The sequence below is a fragment of the Streptomyces sp. NPDC017936 genome, from assembly GCF_044328485.1.
Taxonomy (GTDB): domain Bacteria; phylum Actinomycetota; class Actinomycetes; order Streptomycetales; family Streptomycetaceae; genus Streptomyces.
The window spans coordinates 248,568-275,109 of the sequence record NZ_JBIRHK010000004.1 but is presented as its reverse complement, the minus strand read 5'-3'; the positions used below and the strand labels follow the sequence as shown (position 1 = coordinate 275,109).

The window sequence follows — 26,542 nt, the reverse complement described above, 5'->3', positions numbered from 1 at the left end:
GTGGGCCCCTGCTGTTGCCGTCGGCGGCCGCAGCCCCTCCCCGCGCTGTCATTACGCTGCGTCCCCGCTGTTGGGTGGGGGCCCCCACCCCCGGCCCCCCCCACCACCGCCTTGTCCGCATACGTTCTTCCCGCTGCGAGCCGTCGGGTCAACGGCGGCTCCCCAAACGGGAGATCGGGGGTGCACGTGCGCATCGGACTGCTCACGGAGGGTGGCTACCCGTATGTGAACGGCGACGCCGGACTTTGGTGCGACCGGCTCGTGCGCGGGCTCGGGCAGCACGAGTTCGACCTCTACGCGCTCAGCCGCGACGAGCGCGAGGAGGCCGCCGGCCAGGTCACCCTGCCGCCGCAGGTGAGCCGGGTCCGCACGGCGCCGCTGTGGAGGGCGCAGGACGACGGGGTGGAGTACGGGCGGCGCGCACGCCGGCGCTTCGCCGAGTGCTACGGCGCGTTGGCGGCCGTCCTGTGCGAGGGGAGCTCCGGCGGTACCGCCGAGGACCGTTTCGCCGCGCAGGCGGACCGTTTCGGCAACGCGCTCTACGCCCTCGCCGACCTCGCCCGCGACGAGGGCGGACCGGCGAGGGCGCTCCGCTCGGAAGACGCCGTGCGCGCCCTGGAGCGCGCCTGTCGTGCGCCCGGCGCGCCGCGGACGGTGCGCGAGGCCCGCGTACCCGATCTGCTCGCCGTCGCGGCCCGTCTGGAACGCCTGCTGCGCCCCCTCTCGCTCGACTGGTACGACGACGCCGACGGGCTCGGCTCCGTCGACCTGTGCCATGCGGCGTCCGGTGGCGCCGCCGCCCTGCCGGGGCTCCTGGCGCGGCACTTCTCCGGGGTCCCCCTGGTGGTGACGGAGTACGGCGTGCGGCTGCGGACGCACTACCTGAGTCCTGGCGCGGACGCCTCGGGCCCCACCGGCTCCGCGTCCTCCGCGGCCGCTCCCGCCGCCTCGTCCGCGGAACCGGCCCCCGTCGTCCGCGCGCTGCTCGCCGCCTTCCACGGGCGGCTCGCCGCCGAGGTGTACCGACAGGCGGCCTGCGTCACGGCCGGGAACGCGCACGCCCGCCGCTGGCAGGAGCGGTGCGGCGCCGACCGCGCCAAGCTGCGCACCGTCTACCCGGGCAGGGAGGCCGCCCGCTTCGCCGAGGTCGGCGACTCCCCGGACGCCGCCGACCCGCGCACCCTGGTCTGGGTCGGCCGGGTGGAGCCGGCCAAGGACCTGGTGTCCCTGCTGCACGCGTTCGCCGAGGTCCGCAGGGAGGAACCGGGGACCCGGCTGAGAATCATCGGCTCGCCGGGCGGGTCCGAGGGACAGGCCTACCTCGGCCACTGCCGGATGCTGGCCGCGCAGCTCTTCCCCGACGAGGCGGAGGGGCCGCACTCCGTCGGCGACAACCCCGTGTCGTTCGAGGAGACCGGAGGGCCGGAGGTGCCCGGCCTCGCGGAGGCCTACGCGGCGGGTGCCGTGGTCGTCCTGTCCAGCGTCGTCGAGGGCTTCCCGGTCGGCCTGGTCGAGGCGATGCTCTGCGGGCGCGCGACCGTCTCGACGGACGTCGGCGCGGTGGTCGAGGTCATCGGCGGTACGGGGCTGGTCGTGCCGCCGCGCAACCCCCGGGCGCTCGCGCACGCGTGCGTGGCGCTGCTGCGCGACTCCGAGCGCCGTGCGCGCCTGGGCGCGGCCGCCCGCGCACGCGCCCTCGAACTGTTCACGGTCGAGCGCACCATCGAGGCGTTCCACGGCATCTACCTGGAGACCGTCTCCCGCGGCCCGGACCGCCGGGTCGTCCTCGGCGCGGTCGGCGAGCCGCAGCCGTTCGCCGTCCCCGCCGAGGCCTGGATGCCGGGCCGCTGGACCGGCACGGGCGACCGGGACACCGCCCCGGGCGGACCGGGCCGGGCGGCGGGGCCGCCGGTCCGGGAGACCTCGCCGGCCGGCGCCGCGCCGAAGGCCGTCGCTGCGGAGGGAGCGCTGTGAGCGGCCTGGACGAACTGGACCGGCCGGGAACCCCGACGAGCCCCGGAACACGGGACGAGACGTCGGCACGACGGCTCACGGGGGAGGACGCCGAGGCGGTGGAGGACCGGGGGAGAGCGGACGACGGCTCCTCGCCGCAAAGACGCACCGACGCGCCGTCCCGGCCCCGCCCCGGGCCGGCTGCCGCGGCCTCCCGCGAACCGGACCCCCCGGCCGAGTCCGGCGCCGCCCTCCCGCCCGGCGCGCCGCTCGGCTCGGAGCCACCCGTCCCCCAGCCCGCGGCGCCGCTCGACTCGGGCGCCTCCCGCAGGCCCGGAATCCCGCGCCGTGGCGCCGCGGACCCGGTGAAGGCCCTGATGCACCGTCACCGCGAGCTGTGCGAGCGGGCCGTCGACCCCCTGGAGATCGCGGCCGCACTGGAGGCCCACGGGATCACCGACCGGACCGCCGCCCGCTTCCGGCACCGGGACGTCTTCTCCCTCGCCGAGGAGATGTACGCCCGCGTGCCCCGCGACGGCGGCACGGCCCCGGGCCCGGCGGCGCCCGGCCCGATCCCGCGGGCGCGCGCGGACTGGGCGCTGCTCGGCCTGCTGCCGGGCGCCCTGTGCGCCGCGACCGTCGTGGGTCTGCGCCACACCCAGGGGCAGACGCGCCTGACCGTCGTGCTCGCCGGCGTCCTCGCCGTGGTCCTCGCCCTGCGCGCGGCCCTGCGCCGAGGCCCGCTGAGCCGGCGCGGCCGTACCCGCCCGGGTCCGCACCGGACCGGCGGCCGGACCTGCTGGCTCCTCGCCTACGCGGCCCTGGGCGACGGCCTCCTGCGCGCCGCCGCCGACGGCGGGCCCGACGGGCTGCCCACCGGGGGCGCCGACGGCACGTGGCCCGTGGCCCTCGCGCCCCTGGTCACGCTGGCCTGCGCATGCGTCCCCGCCGCCTGGAGCGCGCACCTCCTCGCCGTGCGCGTGGGGCGCCGGCTGAACGCCAGCCGAGGCCTGGCGGAGTTCACCGCCTCGGCGCGGCCGCTGCTGCTCGGCACCTTCACGCTGTTCCTGGCCGGGCTCGGCGCGCTGACCGGCCTGTGCGCCGCGGCCCTCGACGAACCCGCCGAGTACGCCGAGGTCCTCACCCTGGGGGCCCTGCTCTTCCTCGCCCGCCTCCTCGCCGTCCACGGCGTCACCCACGCCCCGGCGCTGGTCCTCGGGGCCGCCGGCGCCGCCGAGGCGATCGCCCCGGCCACCGTGTTCGCGGGCCGGCTGCCCGGCTGCGGCTTCCTGGCCACTCCCGTCGACGCCCTCCTGGCCGCCTGGGGCCCGGCCGGCGTCCCCACCCTCTGCTGCGGAGCGGCGGCCCTGGCCCTGCTGGGCCACGCGACCCGCACGCTCACCCGGGCCTCCGCCCACGCAGGCACGGACCAGCCGTGCTGACGCGCCGCCGCCCGACCGCGCCCCGGCGGCCGTCCGTCCCCCGTCCCCCGCGCGCGGCGCCACCCCCACCGTGCACGCACCGCACGACGCACGCGCTCCGCCACTCACGCAACACCCCCGAAGGAGAAACGAGAATGACCACCTCCCGATCCGGAGCGACCGGAGCCACCGGGGCACCCGCGGTCGCAGGAGCCCTCGCGGTCACAGGAGCAGCCGGAGCGGCCGGAGCCACCGGGGCGACCGAACCGGCCGGAACGGTCGACGCCGGCGGAGCGGCCCGAGTGGTCGTGACGGCCGGAGCGCACACCCCGGGAGCCGCACGATGAGGGTCCTGCTGATCGGAGCCAACGGCTACATCGGCCGCTTCGTCGCCGACCGTCTGCTCGCCGACCCGGCCGTCCAGCTCACCGCGCTCGGCCGCGGCGACGACGCCGACGTCCGCTTCGACCTCGCCACCGGCAGCCCCGGCGCGCTCACCCGTTTCCTCGACGCGGTGCACCCCCAGGTCGTCGTCAACTGCGCGGGCGCCACCCGCGGCGGAGCCCGCGAACTCACCCGGCACAACACCGTCGCCGTCGCCACCGTCTGCGAGGCCCTGCGCCGCAGCGGATGCGGCGCCCGCCTCGTGCAGATCGGCTGCGGCGCCGAGTACGGCCCGAGCCAGCCCGGCTCCTCGACGGCCGAGGACGCCGTCCCGCGCCCCGGCGGCCCGTACGGCGTCAGCAAACTGGCCGCGACGGAACTGGTCCTCGGATCCGGTCTGGACGCCGTCGTGCTCCGGGTCTTCTCCCCGGCCGGCCCCGGCACCCCCGCCGGCTCCCCGCTCGGGCGGCTCGCCGAGGCCATGCGCCGGGCCATGCAGTCCGGTGACGGCGAGCTCAAACTGGGCGGACTGGGCGCCCAGCGCGACTTCGTCGACGTCCGCGACGTCGCCCGCGCCGTCCACGCCGCCTCGCTCTCCGCCGCGCAGGGCGTCATCAACATCGGATCCGGCCGTGCCGTCCGGCTGCGCGACGCCGCCGCGATCCTCGCGCGCGTCGCCGGGTACGGCGGAGCCCTCCACGAACTCGACGGCCCGCCCGGGGCCCTCCTCCGGCCGGCCATCGGCCATCCGCGCGCCGACTCCGACCACGCGGCTCCCGTCGCGTACCCGTACCCCGACGGCTGCGGCGGCTGGCAGCAGGCCGACGTGCGCACCGCCCGCGACCGGCTCGGCTGGCGGCCCCGGATCAACCTGGAGGAGTCACTCGCCGACATCTGGATGGAGGCGGCGTGTCGTATCTGACGGGCACTCCGACGGGCACCGCCGGCGCCGGGACCACCGACGTCCGCACCGGGCTGGGCATCCCCGGACTGGCCCACCCCCTCGTCGCGCCCGCCGAATGGGGCGAGCTCGCCCGTCCCGGTCCGCCCCTGCACTGGGTCGTCCTCGACGTCGCCGACGGACCCGGCACCCGTCCGGACCCGCACTGCCTGGAGGCCGCCGGCCGGCTCCGCAACGCGGGGGTGCGCGTCCTCGGCCGTCTCGACCTCGTCCACGGCGCCCGCGCCCTCACCGAGGTGATCTCGGACGCGCAGCGGTTCCTCGACTGGTACCGGGTCGACGGATTCCTGCTGGACCGCTGCCCCGCGGACCGCGCCGCCCTCCCCGCGATCCGCCGCGCCACCGGCACCCTGCGCACGCTGCGCGACGCGCTCCACCTCGTCCTCGGGCACGGCACCCACCCGCACCCCGGCTACGCCGAGAACGCCGACCAACTGGTCACCTTCTCCGGCCCCTGGAGCGACTACCGCTGGTCGCAGGTGGCCGAGTGGACGGCCGCCCACCCGCCCGAGCGCTTCTGCCACCTCGTGCACGGCGTGCCGCGCGGCCACCTGGAGGAGGCCCTGCGCATCGCCCGCTGGCAGGGGGCCGCGACGATCTGGTTCACCGACCGCACCGATCGCGGCGGTCTGCTCGACCCCTGGGAGACCATGCCCGGCTACTGGGACGACTTCGTCTCGCAGATCGGAACGGGAGTCTCGGAATGAAGATGGCCATGGCAGTGTTGCAGGGAGAACAACCATAGTGATCGACCGACCAACGGAGTCCCCGTGTCGTTGCCACCCCTGGTCGAGCCCGCTTCCGAGCTCACCGTAGACGAGGTCCGCAGGTACTCCCGCCACCTGATCATCCCCGACGTCGGGATGGACGGGCAGAAGCGGCTGAAGAACGCCAAGGTGCTGTGTGTGGGCGCCGGCGGCCTGGGCTCGCCGGCGCTGATGTACCTGGCCGCGGCGGGCGTGGGCACGCTCGGCATCGTGGAGTTCGACGAGGTCGACGAGTCGAACCTGCAGCGCCAGATCATCCACAGCCAGTCCGACATCGGCCGTTCCAAGGCCGAGTCCGCGCGTGACAGCGTCAAGGGCATCAACCCGTACGTGAACGTGATCCTTCACGAGGAGCGGCTCGAGGCCGACAACGTGATGGACATCTTCAGCCAGTACGACCTGATCGTCGACGGCACGGACAACTTCGCGACCCGTTACCTGGTGAACGACGCGTGCGTGCTGCTGAACAAGCCGTACGTATGGGGTTCGATCTACCGCTTCGACGGCCAGGCCTCCGTCTTCTGGTCCGAGCACGGCCCCTGCTACCGCTGCCTCTACCCGGAGCCCCCGCCGCCGGGGATGGTCCCCTCCTGCGCCGAGGGCGGCGTCCTGGGCGTGCTGTGCGCGTCCATCGGCTCCATCCAGGTCAACGAGGCCATCAAGCTCCTCGCGGGCATCGGCGAGCCGCTGGTCGGCCGCCTGATGATCTACGACGCCCTGGAGATGCAGTACCGCCAGGTCAAGGTCCGCAAGGACCCGAACTGCGCGGTCTGCGGCGAGAACCCGACCGTCACCGAGCTCATCGACTACGAGGCCTTCTGCGGCGTCGTCTCCGAGGAGGCCCAGGAGGCGGCCGCCGGCTCGACGATCACTCCCAAGCAGCTCAAGGAGTGGATCGACGACGGCGAGAACATCGAGATCATCGACGTCCGCGAGCCGAACGAGTACGAGATCGTCTCCATCCCGGGCGCCAAGCTGATCCCGAAGAACGAGTTCCTCATGGGCACCGCCCTGGAGGGCCTGCCCCAGGACAAGAAGATCGTCTTGCACTGCAAGACGGGTGTCCGCAGTGCGGAAGTCCTCGCGGTCCTGAAGTCCGCGGGCTTCGCGGACGCCGTCCACGTCGGCGGCGGTGTGATCGGCTGGGTGAACCAGATCGAGCCGAGCAAGCCGGTCTACTGATCCGGCCTGCCCGACCTCACGGCGGGGGCTCCGCGCACCACGGGTGTCCGGGGCCCCCGCCGTCGTCATGAGCAGACCGTGCCGTCCTTCGGCACCGTGCCGTCCAGCAGGTAGTCGTCCACCGCCGAGTCGACGCAGTCGCTCCCGCTCCCGTACGCACCGTGCCCCTCGCCCTTCCAGGTGAGCAGCACACCGACGCCCTCGCCCAGCTCGTCGGCCATCTTCCGGGCCCCCTCGTACGGCGTCGCCGGGTCCCCGGTGTTGCCGACCAGCAGGATCGGCGCGGCGCCCGCCGCGCTTACCTCCGGGGTGTCGAACTGCCCGGCCACCGGCCAGTCGTGGCACCAGCCGGCCGTGTCCCAGCCCAGGAAGGTGCCGAACACCGGCGAGATCTTCTCGAACTCCGGCAGCAGCTTCTTCGTCTCCTCCGGCGTCGGCCGCTGCTTGTCGTCCAAGCACGATATGACGCGCTGCGCGTGGGTCGTCGTGCCGTAGTGCCCCGAGGAGTCCCGCTCGTTGTAGGCGTCGGCGAGCGTCAGCAGCTCGGAGCCGTCGCCCTGCTCGGCCGACTCCAGGGCGCTGGTCAGGCTGGGCCAGCTCTCCTGGCTGTACAGCGGCAGCACGATGCCGGTGACGGCGAGGGTCTGCGTCAGCTCGCGTCCGGACGAGGTCGGCAGCGGTTCGGCGTCGATCCGCTCCAGCAGGTCCGCGATGGCCGCGCTGCCCTGCTCGGGGTCCTGGCCGGTCGACTTCAGGTAGTTGTCGAGCGCGAGCTGGAAGCCCTGCGCCTGGTTCTTCGCGTGGTCCACCGAGTCGGCGCTCGGGTCGACCACCGCGTCGAGGATCAGGCGCCCCACGTTCTTCGGGAAGAGGTGGGCGTACACGCCGCCGAGTTCGGTGCCGTAGGAGATGCCGAAGTAGTGCATCTCGCTGTCGCCGAGGACCTGGCGCATCAGGTCCATGTCGCGGGCGGTGTCGGTGGTCGAGACGTGGCTCATCAGCGCACCGGCGGCCTTCTGGCAGCCCTTGCCGAAGTCGACGGCGTCCTTGAAGTACGCCTGCTCCTCGGCCGCGGTGTCCGGGGTGGAGTCGACGGACTCGGCGGCCTCGATCTGCTCGTCGCCGCGGCAGCGGACGCCCTCGCTGGCCCCCACCCCCCGGGGATCCCAGCTGACCAGGTCGTAGTGCTCGCGCAGCGAGGAGAACGTGGAGCCGTAGGCCGGCAGCGTCGACACGCCGGAGCCACCGGGGCCGCCGAAGTTGAACAGCAGCGAGCCGATCCGCCCGCCGGCGGAGCCGCCGGCCTCGGCGCGGACCAGCGCCAGGCCGATGGTGTCGCCGTCCGGCTTCGACCAGTCCAGAGGGACCTTGAGCGTGGCGCACCGCCACTCGCTGCCCGGTGCGGGGGAGTCCGAGGTGTCCTTGCAGCGTCCCCAGTCGAGCTTCTGCCCGGTCAGCGAGGCGGGCAGGGGCGCCGTCGCGCCTGTCGCCGCGGAGGAGCCCGCCGAGGGCCGCGCGTCCGCCGTGCTCCTCCTGCCGTCCTCGCCCCCGTCCGACGAGCCGCCGCAGCCCGCCACGAGCAGCGCGGCGGCGGCGCCCAGCACCGTCCACCGTGCGAATCGCGCCATGTGCACTCCCCCCTCGCGGACCGTCCGCACCGGGCGGCGGACGGCTGTCAGGCCATAGTAGGCGGATCAAGCCGCACCCGTCGGAGCCTGTGGATAACGCTCTGAGCTGCACGTTCTCCGGTGGTCGCGGCTGGAGTCCGGTGCGGGAGGGCCGGTGGGCCAGGGCGCGGCAGGGCCGGCGGGCCAGGATGCGGCAGGGCCGGCGGGTTCCGGACCGGAGGGCCGGTGGGACTCAGGAGCAGACCGTCCCGGCGGCCGGCACCTTCCCGTTCAGCAGGTAACCGTTCACCGCCGACTGCACGCACGTGTTCTTGCTGTCGTACGCGCCGTGCCCCTGCCCCCGGTACGTCAGTTCGACCCCGACGCCCGGGCCCAGCGCGGTCACCATCTTCCGCGCGCCCTCGTACGGGGTGGCCGGGTCGCCGGTGTTGCCGATCACGAGGATCGGCGCCGCGCCGGGCGCGGACACGTCCGGATGGTCGGCCGCGCCCGGCACGGCCCAGTCGGTGCAGGTGAGCATCCCCCAGGCCAGGAAGTCGCCGAACACGTCGGAAGCGGCCCGGAACTCCGGCAGCCTCCTCTCCACGTCGTTGACGGAGTAGCGCGGCTTGGCGTCCGAGCAGTTGATGGAGACGTTGGCGGCGGCGATGTTGCTGTACTCGCCGTTCTCGCTGCGGCCGTTCATCGAGTCGGACAGCAGCATCAGGACCCTGCCGTCGCCGGCGTAGGCCTGCTCCAGCCCTTCCGTGAGGTACTCCCAGAAGTCCTGCGAGTACAGTGCCTGCGCGATGCCGTTGGTCGCGGCGCTCTGGGTCAGCTCGCGGGGGAACACGCCGGGGATCGGCTTGCGGTCGAGATCCGCGAGCAGCTTCGCGATCCGGTCCTTCACGTCCTGCGCGGTGTCCCCGACGGGGCAGTCCTCGATCTTCGACGTGCAGTCCTCGGCGAAGTTGTCGAGTGCCCGCTGGAAGCCCCCGGCCTGCCCGAGCGAGCTCTGCTCCGGCGTCTGCGTGGGGTCGACGACCGCGTCGAAGACGGCCCGCCCGACGTTCCTCGGGAAGAGGTGGGCGTACACGCCGCCGAGTTCGGTGCCGTAGGAGATGCCGAAGTAGTGCAGCTTGCTGTCGCCGAGGACCTGCCGCATCAGGTCCATGTCACGGGCGGCGTCGGTGGTGCGCACATGGGGCAGGATCTTGCCGGAGTTGTCCTCGCAGGCCGCGTTGAACTCCTTGGTGTTGTCCAGGAGCGTGGTGCGCTCGGCGGCGTCGTCGGGTGTCATGTCCTGTTGGAAGTAGGCGTCGAGCCGCTGGTCGTTCTCACAGTGGACGGGGTCGCTGCGGCCGACCCCGCGCGGGTCGAAGCTCACCAGGTCGTAGCGGGTGCGCAGGGCCGCGTAGTCCTCGGCGAACGCGGGCAGCGTGGTGACGCCGGAGCCGCCGGGGCCGCCGAAGTTGAACAGGAGCGAGCCGATCCGCCTGCTCCCGTCGCCGCTCGCCCGCGCCCGGATCAGCTCGATGCCGATCGTGTCGCCCTTGGGGTCGTCCCAGTCCCGGGGCGCCTTCATCGTGGCGCACTGCCACGCGTCGCCGTCCGCCAAGGGGGACGGCGGGCTGCCGCCGCCCTGCGCCTGCGACGGGGCCGGGCAGTCCTTCCAGTCCAGCTTCTGTGCCGGCAGGTCCTCGTCCTCGGAGTCGTCGCCGCAGCCGGCCACCAGGGAGATCAGCACGGCGGCGGTGGTGGCCAGGGCGGCGGCGCGCAGACGGGAGGGCTTCGGCATGTTCCCATCCTGGGGCCGGGGCCGCCCACGCGCGCGCGGGGCGCGGTCCGTACGAGGTACCGGCGCGCGACCGGGTGCTACGGCCTCAGAGGGCGCCCTTGCGCGTCAGGTGGGTGAAGGCCAGCCAGCCCGGCAGCACGGGCAGCCACAGCGTCAGGAGCCGGAACAGCAGCACCGCGGGAGCGGCGACCTCCTTGGGGAGGCCGACGGCGATCAGACCGACGGTCAGGGTCGCCTCGACCGCGCCGACACCGCCGGGGGTGGGGGCGGCGGAGCCGAGCGCGTTGCCCGCGAGGAAGACGACGGCGACGCTGGCGATGCTGATCGAGGTCGTCTCGTCACCGAACGCGCGGATCGACGCGTCCAGGCACATCACGAAGCAGGCGGTCAGCAGCAGCATGCCGCCGATGCCGGTGACCAGCTTCTGCGGCCGCTGGAGCACGTCCAGCATGCGCGGCACGACACCCGCGAACAGCGACCTCACGCGCGTGACGACGAATTTCCGCAGGAACGGCACCGAGGTCACCACGAGCACCAGCACGGCCACCGTCAGCAGACCCGCGATGACCGTGCGGGACGGCGACAGCGACGGCGTCTTCTCGGTCCCGGTCAGATAGCCGAAGGACAGCAGCATCAGGATGTGGCAGCCGAGACCGAACAGCTGCGAGGCGCCGACACTCGCCACCGCGAGCCCGGGCCGCACCCCCGCACGCTGCAGGAAGCGCGTGTTCAGGGCGACCCCGCCGACCGCGGCCGGGGCCACGATCTTCACGAAGGAACCGGCGACCTGTGCCGCCACGGTCCGCGGGAAGGGCACCCGCTCCGGCACGAAGCCCAGCAGGCTCATCGCCGCGGCGACGTAGCTCAGTGCCGAGAACAGCACGGCCGCGGCGACCCAGCCCCACTCGGCGTTGGCGACGAGCGGGCCGAACTCGATGTGGGTGAGCTGCGTCAGCAGGAAGTACGCGCCGATGGCGCCGGCGATGAAGCTGATCAGGGTGCGCGGCCGCACCCGCTCCAGGCGGGCCGGCTCGACCGGCGCCTGCGGCCGGATCCGCAGCACCTCGTGCCGGATCTGCGTCAGCAGGTCCTCCTCGCGGGCCTCCTCCAGCGCCTCGTCGATGGCCCGCTTCTCGGCCCGCGCCTCCGCGCGTTCGGCCTTCTTGCCCGCCTTGTCGAGGGCCGGCTCCGTCCCGTGTCCCGCTGCCTCCTGACGGGCCTGCTTGGCCTGCCGGGACGCCTCCAGCACCGCGTCGCGTTCGCGCTGTGCCCGCTCCCGGGCGAGTCTGCGCAGCGTCGCGCGCGTGGAGCGGCTGAGCGCGATGGGCTGCAGCATCGGCAGACAGTCCGCGACGGCGTCGGGACCGAGGACGCTCACCGCCGAGGCGACCGCGCGCTCGGCGCCCACTCGCAGACCGAGCGTGACGAGCAGCTGGGAGGTGTCCATGCGCAGCAGCAGGTCGCCGGCCGCGATCTCACCGACCCGCAGATCGGTGAGGATCACCGTGCCGGAACGATCCACCAGGATCGCGTCACCCACCAGTCTGCGGTGCGCGATGCGCCGGGACTGCAGGGCGCGCACCTGGTGCCAGGTGTCCCGCAGCAGCTCGTCGGTGATCTCCTCGTCCGGCAGCGAGTCCAGCGTGCGGCCACCGGTGTGCTCGTAGACCAGCATCACGGCGTCGGGGCCGAGCTCGGAGGTCGCGATCAGCTTCGGTGCGTTGGCACCGGCCGCGATGGCCGCGTAGGCCAGCAGCGCCTCCTGCTCCAGGGCCTGGCGCAGCGACTGGAGGCTGCTGCGGGTGGCGAAGCCGCGCAGGGTGAGGTTGCGCCACGCACGGTAGAAGAAGCCCTGGGCCTGCTGCTCGCGGTCGACCACCGTGACGTCCAGCGGCGGACCGTCCTCCAGGGTGACGAAGTAGCGCCGGCCGCGATCGCCGGTCTCCTGGGTGTCCGGGGCCTCCTCGCGCGCGGCGCTCACCGGGCGGAAGCCGACGTGGCGCAGGCCCGCCATCAGCGTCCGTCCGGTCGGCCTGACGTTCGGCGAGCCGACCGCGTACAGCGTCCCGTAGGCCACCGTCCAGCCGATCAGGACCGTCAGGATGATCGAGAACGGTGTCGTGTAACCGGTGACGAGCATCGAGAACGCGTCGAGGAGCAGCACGATCCACAGCACGGCCCGCCAGCGCGGGCGGCGTGACATGCCCACGGCGGTCATGTACGCGATGACCGGCGCGAGGTAGCCGTGCACGGGGTCGGTCAGGGCGTGGATGTCCCCGGGGGAGGGCTGGGTCAGCGCCTCCTGGATCGAGTCCGGCGCCGCCTTGGCCACCCACAGGTCGGTGGCGAGGGTCACTCCGTGCGCCAGGACCGCGGCCAGCACGCCGTCGGCGATGCGCAACCCGTCCCGTTTGATCAGCCGCTCGATGGCGAAGGCCACCGGCACCAGCAGGATCGCGATGCTGGAGGCCAGCCCCGCGATCTTGATGAGCAGGTCGGGCGCCTGCCCGGTGCCCTTGTTGATGTCCTGTTCCAGGCCCGACGTCGTCCCGTGCGCGAACGCGGCGACGGCCAGCAGCACGATGACGGCGAGCACGCCCACCAGCAGCCGCATCAGGTCGGACGGGCGGTGCACGCGCGCCGGGAGCAGCGGTTCGTCGCCCTCCACCGCGTCGACGTGCGTGACATCGGCGTGATCCACGCCGTGTTCCGCCGCGCCGGCGGTGTCCGGGCGCGACGCAGCGTCAGAGGTGCCCTCCGCGTCCTCGGGATGCACACCCTGCTGCTTCATCGTCTCTTCTTGATCTCGTATCACCGGTCACCGCCCGCACGATGGTGGCACGTCCCGCCGGCACACGGGGGCATCAGGGTGCGAACGCGGGGGCGCACAGTCTGCCCGAAGCCTCGTCCGCGGGCGAGGCTCACGCACGGTCGCGGGCCCGTCGCACTGTCGGTGGGGTGGGGCAGGATGGGGCGGATGAGCGAGCAGAGCCTTTCGGACGACGCCCGCCCGCAGTACGCGGACGCGCTGCCCGAGTACGCCGAGCGGGTCCTCGACGTCGCCGAGCTGATCCCGCCCGGGCGGGTCATGACGTACGGGGACGTCGCCGAGTGGCTCGGGGAGGGCGGCCCCCGGCAGGTCGGCCGGGTGATGGCTCTTCACGGGGGCGCCGTCCCCTGGTGGCGCGTGGTGCGCGCCGACGGGGTGCTGCTGCCGGGCCACGAGCTGCGGGCCCTCGACCACTACCGCGCCGAGGGCACGCCCCTGAAGGACGCGAGCAGGGCCGCCCAGGGGCATCTGCCGCGCCTGGACATGAGACGGGCGCGGTGGGACGGCGATGAGCGCGCGGAGGGTCACACCTGACAGCTTCCGCCATCGGACCCGTCCAGCGGGACCCTGTGGCCCGTACGGGGGAAACGGGGGACGTGCGTGGCATGGCGTACGTTCGAGGGGCGAGGGACATGTGTGGCTCGTGGGACCGGCGGGCCCCACGGGCCCTGAGGGAAGAAGCGGAAGCCGTCCTTCGAGGCCGTCCGTCGGCGTAGCGTCGCCGTCACGCGGCTCCCTCATCCCCCGACCACCGCCCTCCCCGAGCGGCCGTCTGCCCACCAGCACAACCACCAGGACCGGCGAACCACGTGAGCTCCTCTTCCTCCACCAGGCGCCTGTCGCCCCCTCAGGGGCGGCAGGGGAGCCGTGGCGCCTACCGGCTGGTGCGTACCCCGCCGGAGCGGGTGGATCCCCCTCGTCTGGACGCGGCACAGCGCTGTGTGGTTGACCACACCACCGGCCCGCTGCTGGTCCTCGCGGGTCCGGGCACCGGGAAGACCACCACCCTCGTCGAGTCCGTGGCCGCGCGCGTCGCCCGCGGCGGCGATCCCGCGCGCATCCTGGTGCTGACGTTCAGCCGCAAGGCCGCCGTCGAACTGCGCGACCGGATGGCCCTGCGGATGGGCGCCGCCCGCGCGCCCCGGGCGACCACCTTCCACTCGTACTGCTACGCCCTGGTCCGCGCCCACCAGGACAGCGACCTGTTCGTCGAACCCCTGCGGCTGCTGTCCGGCCCCGAACAGGACGTGGCCGTCCGCGAACTGCTGGCCGGCCAGCTCGACCTGCAGCGGCTCGGCCTCGCCCATGTGCGCTGGCCCGACGACCTGCGCGCCTGCCTCACCACGCGCGGCTTCGCCGACGAGGTCCGCGCGGTCCTCGCCCGCAGCCGGGAGCTGGGGCTGGACCCCGGGGCCCTGGACGCCTTCGCCCGCCGCATCGGCCGTCCCGACTGGCGGGCCGCGGCCTCCTTCCTCGCCGAGTACCTCGACGTCCTCGACCTGCACGGCGTGATCGACTACGCGGAGCTCGTGCACCGCGCGGTCCTCCTCGCCCGCCGCCCCGAGGCCGCCGAGCGGCTCGCCGCGCAGTACGACGCGGTCTACGTCGACGAGTACCAGGACACCGACCCGGCCCAGGTGCGGCTGCTGCACGCCCTCGCCGGCGGCGGCCGCACCCTGGTCGCCCTCGGCGACCCCGACCAGTCGATCTACGCCTTCCGGGGCGCCGACGTGAACGGCATCCTGGAGTTCCCCCGCGCCTTCCCGCGCCCCGACGGCCGCCCGGCGCCCGTCGAGGTCCTGCGCGCCTCCCGCCGCTCCGGCGCCGCCCTGCTGGCCGCCACCCGGCTGCTCACCCGGCGCATGCCCCTCACCCGCCTCCCGGCCGAGAAGGTCCGCGCCCACCGCGACCTCGCCCCCGTGCGCGACGGCGGCCGCGTCGAGGTCTACACGTACCCGACGCCCGGCACCGAGCTGGACAACATCGCCGACATCCTCCGCCGGGCGCACCTGGAGGACGGCGTCCCCTGGAGCGAGATGGCCGTCCTGGTGCGCGCCGGCTCGCGCACCATCCCGACGGTCCGCCGCGCCCTCACGTCCGCCGGCGTCCCCCTCGACATCGACGGCGACGACCTGCCCCTGCGCCACGAACCGGCGGTGGCGCCCCTGCTGACGGCCCTGCGCGCGGTGGCCGCGGCGGAGGCGGAGCCACGACCGGAGGCGGGCGCCGCGGCGCCCGCCGGGCCCGGGGAGGAGGCCGGTGCGGCCTCGGACGCGGAGCGGGCACGCGTCGTCGACATGGAGCAGGCGGCCGCCGTCGCCGGGGAGCAGGCCGTCGTCGTCGACATGGAGCAGGCGGCCGCCGTCGCCGGGGAACAGGCCGTCGTCGTCGGCACGGAGCAGGCGGCCGTCAACGCCGGGGAGCAGGCCGTCGCCGTCCCCGGCGAGACGCCCGCGGACCTCCCCGCGGAGGGGACCGGCGGTGCCGCCCCCGACGGCGGGAGCGAGGATCCCGCTCCCGCCGCAGAGGCCTGCTGGCTCGACACCGAGACCGCCCTCACCCTCCTCGCCTCCCCTCTCGCCGGCATGGACGCCGCCGACCTGCGACGCCTGGGACGCGCCCTGCGCGAGGAGGAGCGAGCCGCCGGCAACCCCCTCCCGCCCCCTTCCGGTGACCTGCTGGCGCGGGCGCTGGCCGAACCGGAGCGCCTGGTCACCCACGACCCGGCGTACGCGCGCGCCGCCCAGCGCCTCGGTGTGCTGCTGCGCAAGGCCCGGGAGCGGCTCGCGGGCGGAGGCACGGCCGAGGAGGCCCTGTGGGACCTCTGGGAGGGCACGCCCTGGCCCACGCGCCTGGAGCGGGCCGCCCGGCGCGGAGGCGCCGCCGGCCGCAACGCCGACCGCGACCTCGACGCCGTGTGCGCGCTGTTCGCCACCGCCGCGCGCGCGGAGGAGCGCACCGGCGGCCGGGGAGCCCTGAACTTCCTGGCCGAGATCGAGGCCGAGGACATCGCCGCCGACACCCTCACCCGGCGTGCCGTGCGCCCCGACGCGGTCCGCCTGATGACCGCGCACCGCGCCAAGGGCCTGGAGTGGAACCTGGTCGTCGTGGCCGGCGTCCAGGAGGGGCTGTGGCCCGACCTGCGCCGGCGCGGCTCGCTGCTGGAGGCCGACCGCATCGGCCGCGACGGACTCGCCGAGCCGCTCACCCCCGGTGCCCTGCTCGCCGAGGAGCGCCGCCTGTTCTACGTCGCCGCCACGCGCGCGCGTGACCGCCTCGTCGTCACCGCCGTCAAGGCGCCCGCCGACGACGGCGACCAGCCTTCCCGGTTCCTCACCGAACTCGGCGTCGAGCCCAAGGACGTCACCGGCCGCCCCCGCCGCCCCCTGTCGGTCGCGGCGCTCGTCGCCGAACTGCGCGCCACCACCGTCGACCCCCGCGCGTCCGCCCCCCTCAGGCAGGCCGCCGCCCGCCGCCTCGCCCGCCTCGCCGCCCTCTCCGACGAGGACGGCCGGCCGCTGGTGCCGTCGGCGCACCCGTACCGCTGGTGGGGCATGTTCGAGCCCACCGAGAGCAAGGTCCCGCTGCGCGACCGCGACAAGCCCGTCGTGCTCTCCGGCAGCGCCCTCGACCAGCTCGCCAACACCTGCGCCCTGCAGTGGTTCCTGGGCCGCGAGGTCAAGGCCGACGCGCCCGCCACCGCCGCCCAGGGCTTCGGCAACGTCGTGCACGTCCTCGCCGACGAGGTCGCCTCCGGGCACACCCCGGCCGACCTCGACGTCCTCATGGAACGCCTCGACTCCGTGTGGAACGCGCTCGCCTTCGACGCGCCCTGGAAGTCGGCGCAGGAGAAGGACAACGCGCGCGTGGCGCTCGAACGCTTCCTGAAGTGGCACGTCATGGACCGCGCGGGCCGCACACCGGTGGCGACCGAGCACGACTTCGACGTCACCCTCGAAGCGGGCGACTACGAGGTCCGCATCCGGGGCCAGATGGACCGCGTCGAGACGGACGGCGACGGCCGCGCCTACGTCGTGGACTTCAAGACCGGCAAACAGGCGCCCACCGCGCGCGAGGTCGAACGGCACCCCCAGCTCGCCGTGTACCAGCTCGCCGTCCGCGAGGGCGCCCTGGACGAGGCCTTCGACGGCGTGCGTCCGGAGCCGGGCGGCGCCGAACTCGTCCACCTGCGCCAGGGCGCCGCCCGGCGGGACGGCGGCGAGAGCCTGCCCAAGGTGCAGGCCCAGGAGGCGCTGAAGGGAGCCGCGGGGGAGTGGGTCGGGGAACTGCTCGCCACGGCGGCCGGCAAGGTCCTCGACGAGCGGTTCACGCCCACCGCCGGGCAGCACTGCACGCACTGCGCCTTCCGCGCGTCGTGCAGCGCCCGGCCGGAGGGGCGGCACGTGGTCGAGTGAGACGCCCGCGGCGGGCGAAGCCGGCGCCGGCCACGAGCGGACGGACACGGCCCCCCGGCCGAGCGGACGCGGGACGCGAGCGGGCGGACGCGGCCCCCGGCCGGTGGGCGCTCCCGGTGTGACGGACCACACCGCACGTGCTGACCTGCGCTCCTTCCGGTCCGGCAGGGTGATGTGTCATCGACGGTCAGTGCTCGCCGCTAGCCTCTGCGAGATGTCCACCCGTATCACCGACCCCGAGCAGCTCAAGGAACTCCTTGGCATCCCGTTCACCCCGGAGCAGACGGCCTGCATCATCGCGCCGCCCGCCCCGCAGGTGATCGTGGCCGGAGCCGGATCGGGCAAGACGACGGTGATGGCCGCGCGCGTCGTGTGGCTCGTCGGCACCGGCCAGGTCGCCCCCGAGCAGGTCCTCGGCCTGACCTTCACCAACAAGGCCGCCGGGGAACTGGCCGAGCGCGTCCGCAAGGCCCTGGTCAAGGCGGGCGTCACCGACCCCGAGGCCATCGACCCGGACGACCCGCCGGGTGAACCGGTGATCTCCACCTACCACGCCTTCGCGGGCCGCCTGCTGACCGACCACGGGCTGCGCATCGGCCTGGAGCCGACGTCCCGGCTGCTCGCCGACGCCACCCGCTACCAGCTCGCCGCGCGCGTGCTGCGCGAGGCGCCCGGCCCCTACCCCGCGCTCACCCGCTCCTTCGCCGACCTCGTCAGCGACCTCCTCGCCCTCGACGCCGAGCTCGCCGAGCACCTCGTGCGCCCCGAGGAACTGCGCGCGTGGGACGCCGGGCTGCTGCGCACCCTGGAAGGCGCCAAGCTCACCAACGCCGACCTGCGCAAGGTGCCCGAGACGGCCGCCGCCCGGCGCGAACTCGCCGACCTGGTGCAGCGCTACCGAACCGCCAAACGCGAACGGGACCTGCTCGACTTCGGCGACCAGATCGCCCTCTCGGCGCAGCTGGCCCGGATCCCCGAGGTCGGCCGGATCCTGCGCGACGAGTTCCGCGTGGTGCTGCTCGACGAGTACCAGGACACGTCCGTCGCCCAGCGCATCCTCCTCGCGGGCCTGTTCGGCGGTGGCACCGGCCACCCGGTGACGGCCGTCGGCGACCCCTGCCAGGCGATCTACGGCTGGCGCGGCGCGTCCGTGGCCAACCTCGACGACTTCCCCGATCACTTCTCCCGGGCCGACGGCCGGCCCGCCACCCGCCAGGCGCTCAGCGAGAACCGCCGCAGCGGCGGTCGCCTCCTCGACCTGGCCAACGGCCTCGCGGAACCCCTGCGCGCCATGCACGCGGGCGTGGAGGCCCTCCGCCCGGCCCCGGGCGCGGAACGCGACGGCACGGTCCGCTGCGCCCTGCTGTCCACCCACGCCGAGGAGATCGACTGGATCGCCGACTCCGTCGCCCACCTGGTGAACACCGGCACGGCCCCCGGTGAGATCGCCGTCCTGTGCCGTACGGCCACCGACTTCGCACAGATCCAGGGCGCGCTCGTCGCCCGGGACGTCCCCGTCGAGGTGGTCGGTCTGTCCGGCCTGTTGCACCTGCCCGAGATCGCCGACCTCGTCGCCGTCTGCGAGGTCCTCCAGGACCCCGGCGCCAACGCCTCCCTGGTCCGCCTGCTCACCGGACCGCGCTGGCGCATCGGGCCGCGCGACCTCGCCCTGCTGGGACGGCGCGCACGACTGCTGGTCTCCCACGCGCGCACGGACGACGCCGACGACCCGGACCGGCGGCTCGCCGAGGCCGTCGAGGGCGTCGACCCCTTCGAAGTGGTGTCGCTGGCGGACGCCCTCGACACCTTCCTGGAGACCCGCCTGGACGGAGGGGACGACGACGGACTGCCCTTCTCGCCCGACGCGCGCGTGCGCTTCGCCCGGGTCGCGACCGAGCTGCGCGACCTGCGCCGCTCCCTGGCCGACCCCCTGATGGACGTCCTGCACCGCGTCCTCGCCGTCACCGGCCTGGAGGTCGAACTGTCGGCGTCCCCGCACGCCCTGGCCGCCCGCCGCCGCGAGACCCTGTCCAACTTCCTCGACATCGCCGCCTCCTTCGCCGCGGGCGAGAGCGAGGCGAGCCTGCTCGCCTTCCTGGGCTTCCTGCGCACCGCCGCCCAGTACGAAAAGGGCCTCGACAACGCACTGCCCGGCGGCGAGAACACCGTCAAGGTGCTCACCGCGCACAGGTCCAAGGGCCTCGAATGGGACGTCGTCGCCGTCCCCGGCCTGGTCACCGGCACCTTCCCCAGCGGCCAGGGCCGCGAGAAGTGGACCGCCCAGGCCAAGGTGCTGCCGCACGAACTGCGCGGCGACGCCGACACGCTCCCCGAGGTCGAGGCCTGGGACTCACGGGGCATGAAGGCCTTCCACGAGGCCATGAAGGACCACCAGCACACCGAGGAGCTCCGCCTCGGCTACGTCACCTTCACCCGTCCCCGCTCCCTGCTCCTCGGCTCCGGCCACTGGTGGGGACCCACCCAGAAGAAACCCCGCGGCCCCTCCGCCTTCCTCCAGGCCCTGCACGACCACTGCACGGCTGGCCACGGCGAGATCGAGGCCTGGGCGCAGGAACCGGAGGAGGACGCCGAGAACCCCACGCTCCACCGGAGCACCGCCGACCGGCTCTGGCCGCTGCCCCTGGACGACAGCGCCCTGGCCCGCCGCCGCGCCGCCGCCGACACCGTCCTCGCCCACCTGGACGACCTCGCCCGCCACGAGGACGGCCACCCCGCCGCCACGCACGACCCGGACACCTACGACGACCCCGACTGGCCCCCGCCGCCCGACGACGACGAACCCCCCCACGACGAGGCCGACCCCTTCGACGACGACCTCGCCACCCCCTTCGACGACGACCCGCACCCCGGATCCGCCGGCGCACCGCAGGCCGGCCCCGACCACGAGGACACCACCGACTGGGACCAGTGGTCCCCCACCCGGCCGGCCGTCCCCCACCAGGCCACCGCCCCCGAACCCCCCGTCGCACGCCCCCGCCGCCCCGAGCCGCCGCACGCCGGGCTCACCCCGGAGGAGGCCCGCACCATCGCCTCCTGGGACCGCGACCTCGACGCGCTCACCGGAGAGCTCCTGCGCGCCCGGCGGAGCGTCACCGACGTGCCCCTGCCGACGACGCTGACCGCCTCGCAGCTGCTGCGCCTCGCCGCCGACCCGGACGGTTTCGCGCAGGAACTCGCGCGCCCCATGCCACGCCCCCCGCAACCTGCCGCGCGCCGGGGCACGCGCTTCCACGCATGGGTGGAAGCCCGCTACGAGGAATTGACCCTTCCGCTGCTGGAGCCGGAGGAACTGCCCGGCGAGGACGCGGAGATCGCCGACGAGCGCGACCTGGAAGCCCTCAAGGAGGCCTTCGAGCGCACCGAGTACGCCCGCCGCACGCCCCACCGCGTCGAGGCCCCCTTCCAGCTCGCCCTCGCCGGCCGCGTCGTACGAGGCCGGATCGACGCCGTCTACAAACAGGGCGACGGCGAGACGGCGACGTACGAGATCGTCGACTGGAAGACCAACCGGGGCCGCACGGCCGACCCCCTCCAGCTCGCGCTGTACCGGCTCGCCTGGGCCGAACAGCAGGGAGTGCCCGTGGAATCCGTCACAGCCGCGTTCCTGTACGTGCGCACCGGCGAGGTCGTGCGCCCCGGAGATCTGCCGGATCGGGCCGCGCTGGAGCGCCTGTTGACGCGGCAGGAGGCGTTCACGGGCGGCCCGGGAGGACCGGCCGCGGGGGAGGACAGGGCCGAAGGACCCGCCGAGGACGTCGGCGCGGGCCGATAGGCTCGTGAGCATGAGCCATCCCGTTGACAGTGAGGTCAGCGCCGTCCGCGCGTACATCGAGCACCATCGCGCCGCCTTCCTCGACGGCCTCGCCGAATGGCTGCGCATCCCGTCGGTGTCGGCCCGGCCCGACCACGCGCCCGACGTGCAGCACAGCGCTCAGTGGCTCGCCGCCCGGCTCAAGGAGACCGGCTTCCCGACCGCCGAGGTCTGGCAGACCCCCGGCGCACCCGCCGTCTACGCCGAATGGCCCTCCGAGGACCCGCAGGCACCGACCGTCCTGGTCTACGGCCACCACGACGTCCAGCCCGCCGCCCGCGAGGACGGCTGGGACAGCGACCCCTTCGAACCCGTCGTCCGCGACAACCGCCTCTACGCACGCGGGGCGGCGGACGACAAGGGCCAGGTCTTCTTCCACACCCTCGGTGTCCGCGCCCACCTCGCCGCCACCGGCCGCACCACCCCCGCCGTCACCCTCAAGCTGCTGATCGAGGGCGAGGAGGAGTCCAGCTCCCCGCACTTCCGCGCCCTGGTCGAGGAGCACGCCGAGCGGCTCGCCGCCGACGCCGTGATCGTCTCCGACACCGGCATGTGGTCGGCGGACACCCCCACGGTGTGCACCGGCATGCGCGGCCTCGCCGAATGCGAGATCCGGCTGTCCGGCCCCGACCAGGACATCCACTCCGGCTCCTTCGGCGGCGCCGTGCCCAACCCGGCCACCGCGGCCGCCCGCCTCGTCGCCGCCCTGCACGACGAACACGCACGCGTCGCCGTCCCCGGCTTCTACGACGGCATCGTCGAGCTCACCGACCGCGAGCGCGCGCTCTTCGCCGAACTGCCCTTCGACGAGGACCAGTGGCTGCGCACCGCCAAGTCCCACGCCACCCACGGCGAGGCCGGACACACCACGCTGGAACGCATCTGGGCCCGCCCCACCGCCGAGGTCAACGGCATCGGAGGCGGCTACCAGGGACCCGGCAGCAAGACGATCATCCCGTCCTCGGCCTTCGTGAAGCTGTCCTTCCGGCTGGTCGCCGGCCAGGACCCGGACCACGTCGAGAAGGCCGTCCGCACCTGGGCCGCCGCGCAGGTGCCCGCCGGCATCCGGCACGAGATCAGGTTCAGCCCCGCCACGCGCCCGTGCCTGACCCCGCTGGACCACCCCGCCCTGCAGTCCGTGGTCCGCGCCATGGGACGCGCCTTCGAAGGGTCCGTCCGCTTCACCCGCGAGGGCGGTTCGGGCCCGGCCGCCGACCTCCAGGAAGTCCTCGGAGCCCCCGTCCTCTTCCTGGGCATCTCCGTCCCCTCGGACGGCTGGCACGCCCCGAACGAGAAGGTCGAGCTGGACCTCCTCCTCAAGGGCGTCGAGACCACCGCGTACCTCTGGAGCGACCTGGGGGAGAACTGGCGCCATGCGCCCTGACGCCCCCGCTCGGTCCGGAGCGACACCGCGCGCGGGGCACACTGGAGGGACCGCCCCGCACCGCGACGCCGCACCGGACCCGGTCGCCCTCCGCCGCACGTCCCGCTGAACCGCCCGCCGAAACAACCGTTACACCGGGGGAGTTGGAAGCACCCGTGACCACCTGGACCGACCAGAACGCCGACCTGCCCGTCTCACTCACCGCACCGAGCGGCATCGACCGCGCCGCCCACCACCGGCTCGACGAGGCCTGGCTCGCCGCGGCGTGGAGCCACCCCACGACCCGCTGCTTCGTGGTCTCCGGCGGCCAGGTCCTCATCGACGAGACGGCGGACGGCCGGACCGAACTCGTCATGACCCCCTCCTTCGAAGCCCCCCTGACCGAGGCACACCGCTACTTCCTCGGCATCGACGAGGACGGCGTCAGCTACTTCGCCCTCCAGAAGGACGCGCTGCCCGGCCGCATCGACCAGTCCGCCCGCCCGGCGGGCCTGCGCGAGGCGGGCCTGCTGCTGTCGCCCCGTGACGCGGGCCTGATGGTGCACGCGGTCGGACTGGAGAACTGGCAGCGCACCCACCGCTTCTGCTCCCGCTGCGGCGAGCGCACGGTGATCGCCGCAGCCGGCCACATCCGCCGCTGCCCCGCCTGCGGCGGCGAGCACTACCCGCGCACCGACCCGGCGGTGATCATGGCGGTCACGGACGAGGACGACCGCATCCTGCTGGGCCGGCAGGTCCACTGGCCCGAGGGCCGCTTCTCGACGCTGGCCGGCTTCGTCGAGCCCGGCGAGTCCATCGAGCAGTCCGTGCGCCGCGAGGTCTTCGAGGAGGCCGGCATCACCGTCGGCCACGTCGAGTACGTCGCCAGCCAGCCCTGGCCCTTCCCGTCCAGCCTGATGCTGGGCTTCATGGCCCGCGCCACCTCCACCGACATCGAGGTCGACGGGGACGAGATCCACGAGGCCCGCTGGTTCTCCCGCGACGAACTGAGCGCCGCCTTCGAGTCCGGCGAGGTCCTGCCGCCCTACGGCATCTCGATCGCGGCCCGCCTGATCGAGATGTGGTACGGCAAGCCGCTGCCGACGCGGAACTTCTTCTGAACACGACTGGACACGACGAAGGGGTGGCCGTCCCCGTCCGGGACCGCCACCCCTTTCGCGGGCGCACCGGCGGCCGCCCGCCACCGGCCGCTCACCGCGCGCCGCTCACACGCCGATCTTCTGCTTCACCTGCGCCAGCGACGGGTTCGTCAGCGTCGATCCGTCAGCGAACAGCACCGTCGGGACCGTCTGGTTTCCGCCATTCGCCTTCTCCACGAACGCGGCCGACTCCGGGTCCTGCTCGATGTTGATCTCGGTGTACGCGATGCCCTCGCGGTCCAGCTGGGTCTTCAGCCGGCGGCAGTAGCCGCACCACGTGGTGCTGTACATCGTCACAGACCCCTGCATCTCGCTCGCGCTCCTCTGGCAGCTCGGGAAGGTCGTCGAGGAGGGGAACGCGTGCGAGCGGCGCACCATTCCCGCCCGGGGCGTCCGGCCGGACGTGACCCCTGCCGCACGGGCAGGACGGGACGTCCCCCACGTGGGCAGGACGGCACGCCGCGCGGAAGCGTGACGCCTGCCGCATCGCCGCGATCAGTACGACTGCAGGGCCCCGCCTGTGGACAACCGGCTCTCCCGTCTCCGGTGACCTGGCAGCATGGCTGTGTGACAGCAGCAACGCACTCCACCCTTTTCCCGCAGGTACCGGACTCGGCCGACGCGGTGCTCGACGGGCTCGACCCCGAGCAGCGCGAGGTGGCGACCGCCCTGCGCGGACCGGTGTGCGTGCTGGCGGGAGCCGGCACGGGCAAGACCCGGGCGATCACCCACCGCATCGCCTACGGGGTGCGCGCCGGCGTCCTGCTCCCCTCCAGCGTGCTCGCCGTCACCTTCACCAACCGCGCCGCCGGGGAGATGCGCGGCCGGCTGCGCCAGCTCGGCGCTCATGGCGTCCAGGCCCGCACCTTCCACTCGGCGGCCCTGCGTCAGCTGCAGTACTTCTGGCCGAAAGCAGTCGGTGGCTCCCTGCCCCGGCTCGTGGACCGCAAGATCCAGCTCGTCGCCGACGCGGCGGCCGTCTGCCGGATCCGACTCGACCGGGGCGAGCTGCGGGACGCGGCCGCGGAGATCGAGTGGTCCAAGGTCACCCAGACCGTCCCCGCCGACTACGCGCCGGCCGCCGCCGAGGCGGGCCGCGAGGCGCCCCGCGACCCCGCGGAGATCGCCCAGCTCTACGCCGCCTACGAGGACCTCAAGCGCGAGCGCGGCGTCATCGACTTCGAGGACGTCCTGCTGCTGACCGTGGCGATCCTCCAGGACCGTCAGGACATCGCCGAGCAGGTCCGCGCGCAGTACCAGCACTTCGTGGTGGACGAGTACCAGGACGTCAGCCCCCTCCAGCAGCGTCTCCTCGAGCTGTGGCTCGGCGAGCGGGACGACCTGTGCGTGGTCGGCGACGCCAGCCAGACGATCTACTCGTTCACCGGAGCCACCCCGGACCACCTCCTCGACTTCCGCACCCGTCACCCCGGTGCCACCGTGGTCAAGCTGGTCCGCGACTACCGCTCCACGCCCCAGGTCGTCCACCTCGCCAACGGTCTGCTCGCCCAGGCCCGCGGCCGGGCCGCCGACCACCGCCTCGAGCTCGTCTCCCAGCGGGGCCCGGGGCCCGAGCCCGTCTACACCGAGTACACCGACGAACCCGCCGAGGCCGAGGGCGCCGCCCGCCGCATCCGGGAACTCCTCGACGCCGGCGTCCCGGCCGCGGAGATCGCCGTCCTGTTCCGCACCAACGCCCAGTCCGAGACCTACGAACAGGCCCTCGCCGACGCCGGCATCCCCTACCAGCTGCGCGGCGCCGAGCGGTTCTTCGACCGTCCGGAGGTGCGCAAGGCCGGTGTCGCCCTGCGCGGCGCTGCCCGCTTCGGCGGCAACGACACCCTCCTCGAGGACGCCGTCGACCTGCCCTCCCAGGTGCGCGCCGTCCTCTCCGGCGAGGGCTGGACCCCGCAGCCGCCGGCCGGTTCCGGCGCCGTCAGGGAGCGCTGGGAGTCGCTGGCCGCCCTGGTCGGTCTCGCGCAGGACTTCGCCGCCGCCAGGCCCGGCGCCACCCTCGCCGACCTGGTCGCCGAGCTCGACGAGCGGGCGAACGCCCAGCACGCCCCGACCGTCCAGGGCGTCACCCTCGCCTCACTGCATTCGGCCAAGGGCCTGGAGTGGGACGTCGTCTTCCTGGTCGGCGTCTCCGAGGGCATGATGCCGATCACCTACGCCAGGACGGACGAGCAGGTGGAGGAGGAGCGCCGCCTGCTGTACGTGGGGGTGACCCGGGCCCGTGAGCGCCTGTACGTGTCCTGGGCCCTCTCCCGCTCGCCCGGCGGCCGTCCCAGCCGCCGTCCCAGCCGGTTCCTCGACGGGCTGCGCCCCGGCTCGGGCGCCGCGGCCGGCCGGGCCGGTGCTGCCGGCGGCGGAGGCGTCGAGCGCGGTTTTCCGGGCGCGGCGGCGAGGGCCGCCGCCGTGCCGCGCCGGACGCAGCGGGTTCCGGCGCGCTGCCGGGTCTGCGGGCGCACCCTGACCGACGCCGGCGAGATGAAGCTGATGCGCTGCGAGGACTGCCCGTCCGACATGGACGAAGGGCTCTACGAGCGGCTGCGGTCCTGGCGCGCGCTCCAGGCGCGACGCAACGGACAGCCCGCCTTCTGCGTCTTCACCGACAAGACCCTGATGGCGATCGCCGAGACCGTCCCCGAGGAGGCGGGCGAGCTGGCGCGGATCCCGGGGGTCGGCATGCGCAAGTTCCACCGCTATGGAGCCGATGTTCTGGCCATTTGTGCAGGCCAGGACCTGGGAGGGGAGGCTGAGGGCGATTGATGCGAACTCGTCGAAAAAATAGTTTGCACATGCCCCGGCAATCCCCATAGGTTCTTAGGCACGAGAACGGAGGCCTTCTCGAAGGCCCTGATTCCGT

The 26,542-nt window shown here is 74.1% G+C and carries 15 protein-coding genes; 11 read left to right on the top strand and 4 right to left on the bottom strand.

What is annotated here, in order from left to right:
• Positions 1 to 186 precede the first annotated feature (186 nt).
• From pelF to moeZ, 5 genes are all read left to right on the top strand, one after another.
• A complete protein-coding gene (gene pelF, locus ACH4F6_RS10665) occupies positions 187 to 1,974 on the top strand; it encodes a GT4 family glycosyltransferase PelF (protein ID WP_397959839.1) in 1,788 nt (595 codons plus the stop codon).
• Complete coding sequence (locus ACH4F6_RS10660; RefSeq protein WP_397959561.1) at positions 1,971 to 3,395, top strand: hypothetical protein; 1,425 nt, start codon at positions 1,971 to 1,973, stop codon at positions 3,393 to 3,395. Before pelF ends, ACH4F6_RS10660 begins: the two co-directional genes overlap by 4 nt.
• A 322-nt stretch (positions 3,396 to 3,717) precedes the next feature.
• Positions 3,718 to 4,680, top strand: a complete 963-nt coding sequence (locus tag ACH4F6_RS10655; RefSeq protein ID WP_397959560.1) for an NAD-dependent epimerase/dehydratase family protein — start codon at positions 3,718 to 3,720, stop codon at positions 4,678 to 4,680.
• Positions 4,668 to 5,426: a spherulation-specific family 4 protein gene (locus tag ACH4F6_RS10650; RefSeq protein ID WP_397959559.1), complete on the top strand. Its 759-nt coding sequence runs from the start codon at positions 4,668 to 4,670 to the stop codon at positions 5,424 to 5,426. The genes ACH4F6_RS10655 and ACH4F6_RS10650 overlap by 13 nt, the downstream gene beginning before the upstream one ends.
• A 63-nt stretch (positions 5,427 to 5,489) precedes the next feature.
• Positions 5,490 to 6,668 carry an adenylyltransferase/sulfurtransferase MoeZ gene (moeZ, locus tag ACH4F6_RS10645; RefSeq protein ID WP_397959558.1) on the top strand — a complete coding sequence of 393 codons (1,179 nt, stop codon included), beginning with the start codon at positions 5,490 to 5,492 and terminating at the stop codon, positions 6,666 to 6,668.
• 65 nt (positions 6,669 to 6,733) lie between these two features.
• On the opposite strand, the gene ACH4F6_RS10640 is transcribed toward moeZ, so the two are convergent.
• The 3 genes from ACH4F6_RS10640 to ACH4F6_RS10630 form a co-directional block, all read right to left on the bottom strand.
• Entirely contained in the window at positions 6,734 to 8,296 is a 1,563-nt protein-coding gene (locus tag ACH4F6_RS10640; RefSeq protein ID WP_397959557.1) for an alpha/beta hydrolase, read from the bottom strand.
• Between the two features lie 232 nt (positions 8,297 to 8,528).
• On the bottom strand, positions 8,529 to 10,073 hold the full coding sequence (locus ACH4F6_RS10635) for an alpha/beta hydrolase (RefSeq protein WP_397959556.1): 1,545 nt from the start codon (positions 10,071 to 10,073) through the stop codon (positions 8,529 to 8,531).
• Positions 10,074 to 10,158: 85 nt separating this feature from the next.
• Positions 10,159 to 12,864 (bottom strand): lysylphosphatidylglycerol synthase domain-containing protein, encoded by a 2,706-nt coding sequence (locus ACH4F6_RS10630; protein WP_397959555.1) that lies wholly within the window; start codon positions 12,862 to 12,864, stop codon positions 10,159 to 10,161.
• 186 nt (positions 12,865 to 13,050) lie between these two features.
• Between ACH4F6_RS10630 and ACH4F6_RS10625 the strand changes: the two genes are divergently transcribed.
• The 5 genes from ACH4F6_RS10625 (at position 13,051) to nudC (ending at position 23,634) form a co-directional block, all read left to right on the top strand.
• Positions 13,051 to 13,437, top strand: coding sequence for an MGMT family protein (locus tag ACH4F6_RS10625; protein WP_397959554.1), 387 nt, complete (start codon positions 13,051 to 13,053; stop codon positions 13,435 to 13,437).
• A gap of 275 nt (positions 13,438 to 13,712) precedes the next feature.
• On the top strand, positions 13,713 to 17,318 hold the full coding sequence (locus tag ACH4F6_RS10620; protein ID WP_397959553.1) for an ATP-dependent helicase: 3,606 nt from the start codon (positions 13,713 to 13,715) through the stop codon (positions 17,316 to 17,318).
• A gap of 214 nt (positions 17,319 to 17,532) precedes the next feature.
• Positions 17,533 to 21,111: a UvrD-helicase domain-containing protein gene (locus tag ACH4F6_RS10615; protein ID WP_397959552.1), complete on the top strand. Its 3,579-nt coding sequence runs from the start codon at positions 17,533 to 17,535 to the stop codon at positions 21,109 to 21,111.
• A gap of 10 nt (positions 21,112 to 21,121) precedes the next feature.
• Positions 21,122 to 22,534: a dipeptidase gene (locus ACH4F6_RS10610; RefSeq protein ID WP_397959551.1), complete on the top strand. Its 1,413-nt coding sequence runs from the start codon at positions 21,122 to 21,124 to the stop codon at positions 22,532 to 22,534.
• Between the two features lie 155 nt (positions 22,535 to 22,689).
• Entirely contained in the window at positions 22,690 to 23,634 is a 945-nt protein-coding gene (gene nudC, locus ACH4F6_RS10605) for an NAD(+) diphosphatase (protein ID WP_397959550.1), read from the top strand.
• 105 nt (positions 23,635 to 23,739) lie between these two features.
• Here the strand turns inward: nudC and ACH4F6_RS10600 are convergent, their stop codons facing one another.
• The gene (locus tag ACH4F6_RS10600) at positions 23,740 to 23,982 is read right to left on the bottom strand and encodes a mycoredoxin (protein ID WP_397959549.1); all 243 of its coding nucleotides are present in this window, start codon (positions 23,980 to 23,982) and stop codon (positions 23,740 to 23,742) included.
• A 258-nt stretch (positions 23,983 to 24,240) separates the two neighbouring features.
• Here ACH4F6_RS10600 and ACH4F6_RS10595 point away from each other — a divergent pair, with 258 nt between their 5' ends.
• Positions 24,241 to 26,445, top strand: coding sequence for an ATP-dependent DNA helicase UvrD2 (locus ACH4F6_RS10595; RefSeq protein ID WP_397959548.1), 2,205 nt, complete (start codon positions 24,241 to 24,243; stop codon positions 26,443 to 26,445).
• The last annotated feature ends 97 nt before the right edge of the window (positions 26,446 to 26,542 follow it).

What these genes read in the sequence shown, in the direction of transcription:
- ACH4F6_RS10615 (WP_397959552.1), top strand. Translation starts at nt 17,533, where the DNA reads ATGTCCACCCGTATCACCGACCCCGAGCAGCTCAAGGAACTCCTTGGC.
- ACH4F6_RS10610 (WP_397959551.1), top strand. Translation starts at nt 21,122, where the DNA reads ATGAGCCATCCCGTTGACAGTGAGGTCAGCGCCGTCCGCGCGTACATC.
- ACH4F6_RS10655 (WP_397959560.1), top strand. Translation starts at nt 3,718, where the DNA reads ATGAGGGTCCTGCTGATCGGAGCCAACGGCTACATCGGCCGCTTCGTC.
- ACH4F6_RS10630 (WP_397959555.1), bottom strand. Translation starts at nt 12,864, where the DNA reads ATGAAGCAGCAGGGTGTGCATCCCGAGGACGCGGAGGGCACCTCTGAC.
- ACH4F6_RS10625 (WP_397959554.1), top strand. Translation starts at nt 13,051, where the DNA reads ATGAGCGAGCAGAGCCTTTCGGACGACGCCCGCCCGCAGTACGCGGAC.
- ACH4F6_RS10640 (WP_397959557.1), bottom strand. Translation starts at nt 8,296, where the DNA reads ATGGCGCGATTCGCACGGTGGACGGTGCTGGGCGCCGCCGCCGCGCTG.
- ACH4F6_RS10600 (WP_397959549.1), bottom strand. Translation starts at nt 23,982, where the DNA reads ATGCAGGGGTCTGTGACGATGTACAGCACCACGTGGTGCGGCTACTGC.
- ACH4F6_RS10635 (WP_397959556.1), bottom strand. Translation starts at nt 10,073, where the DNA reads ATGCCGAAGCCCTCCCGTCTGCGCGCCGCCGCCCTGGCCACCACCGCC.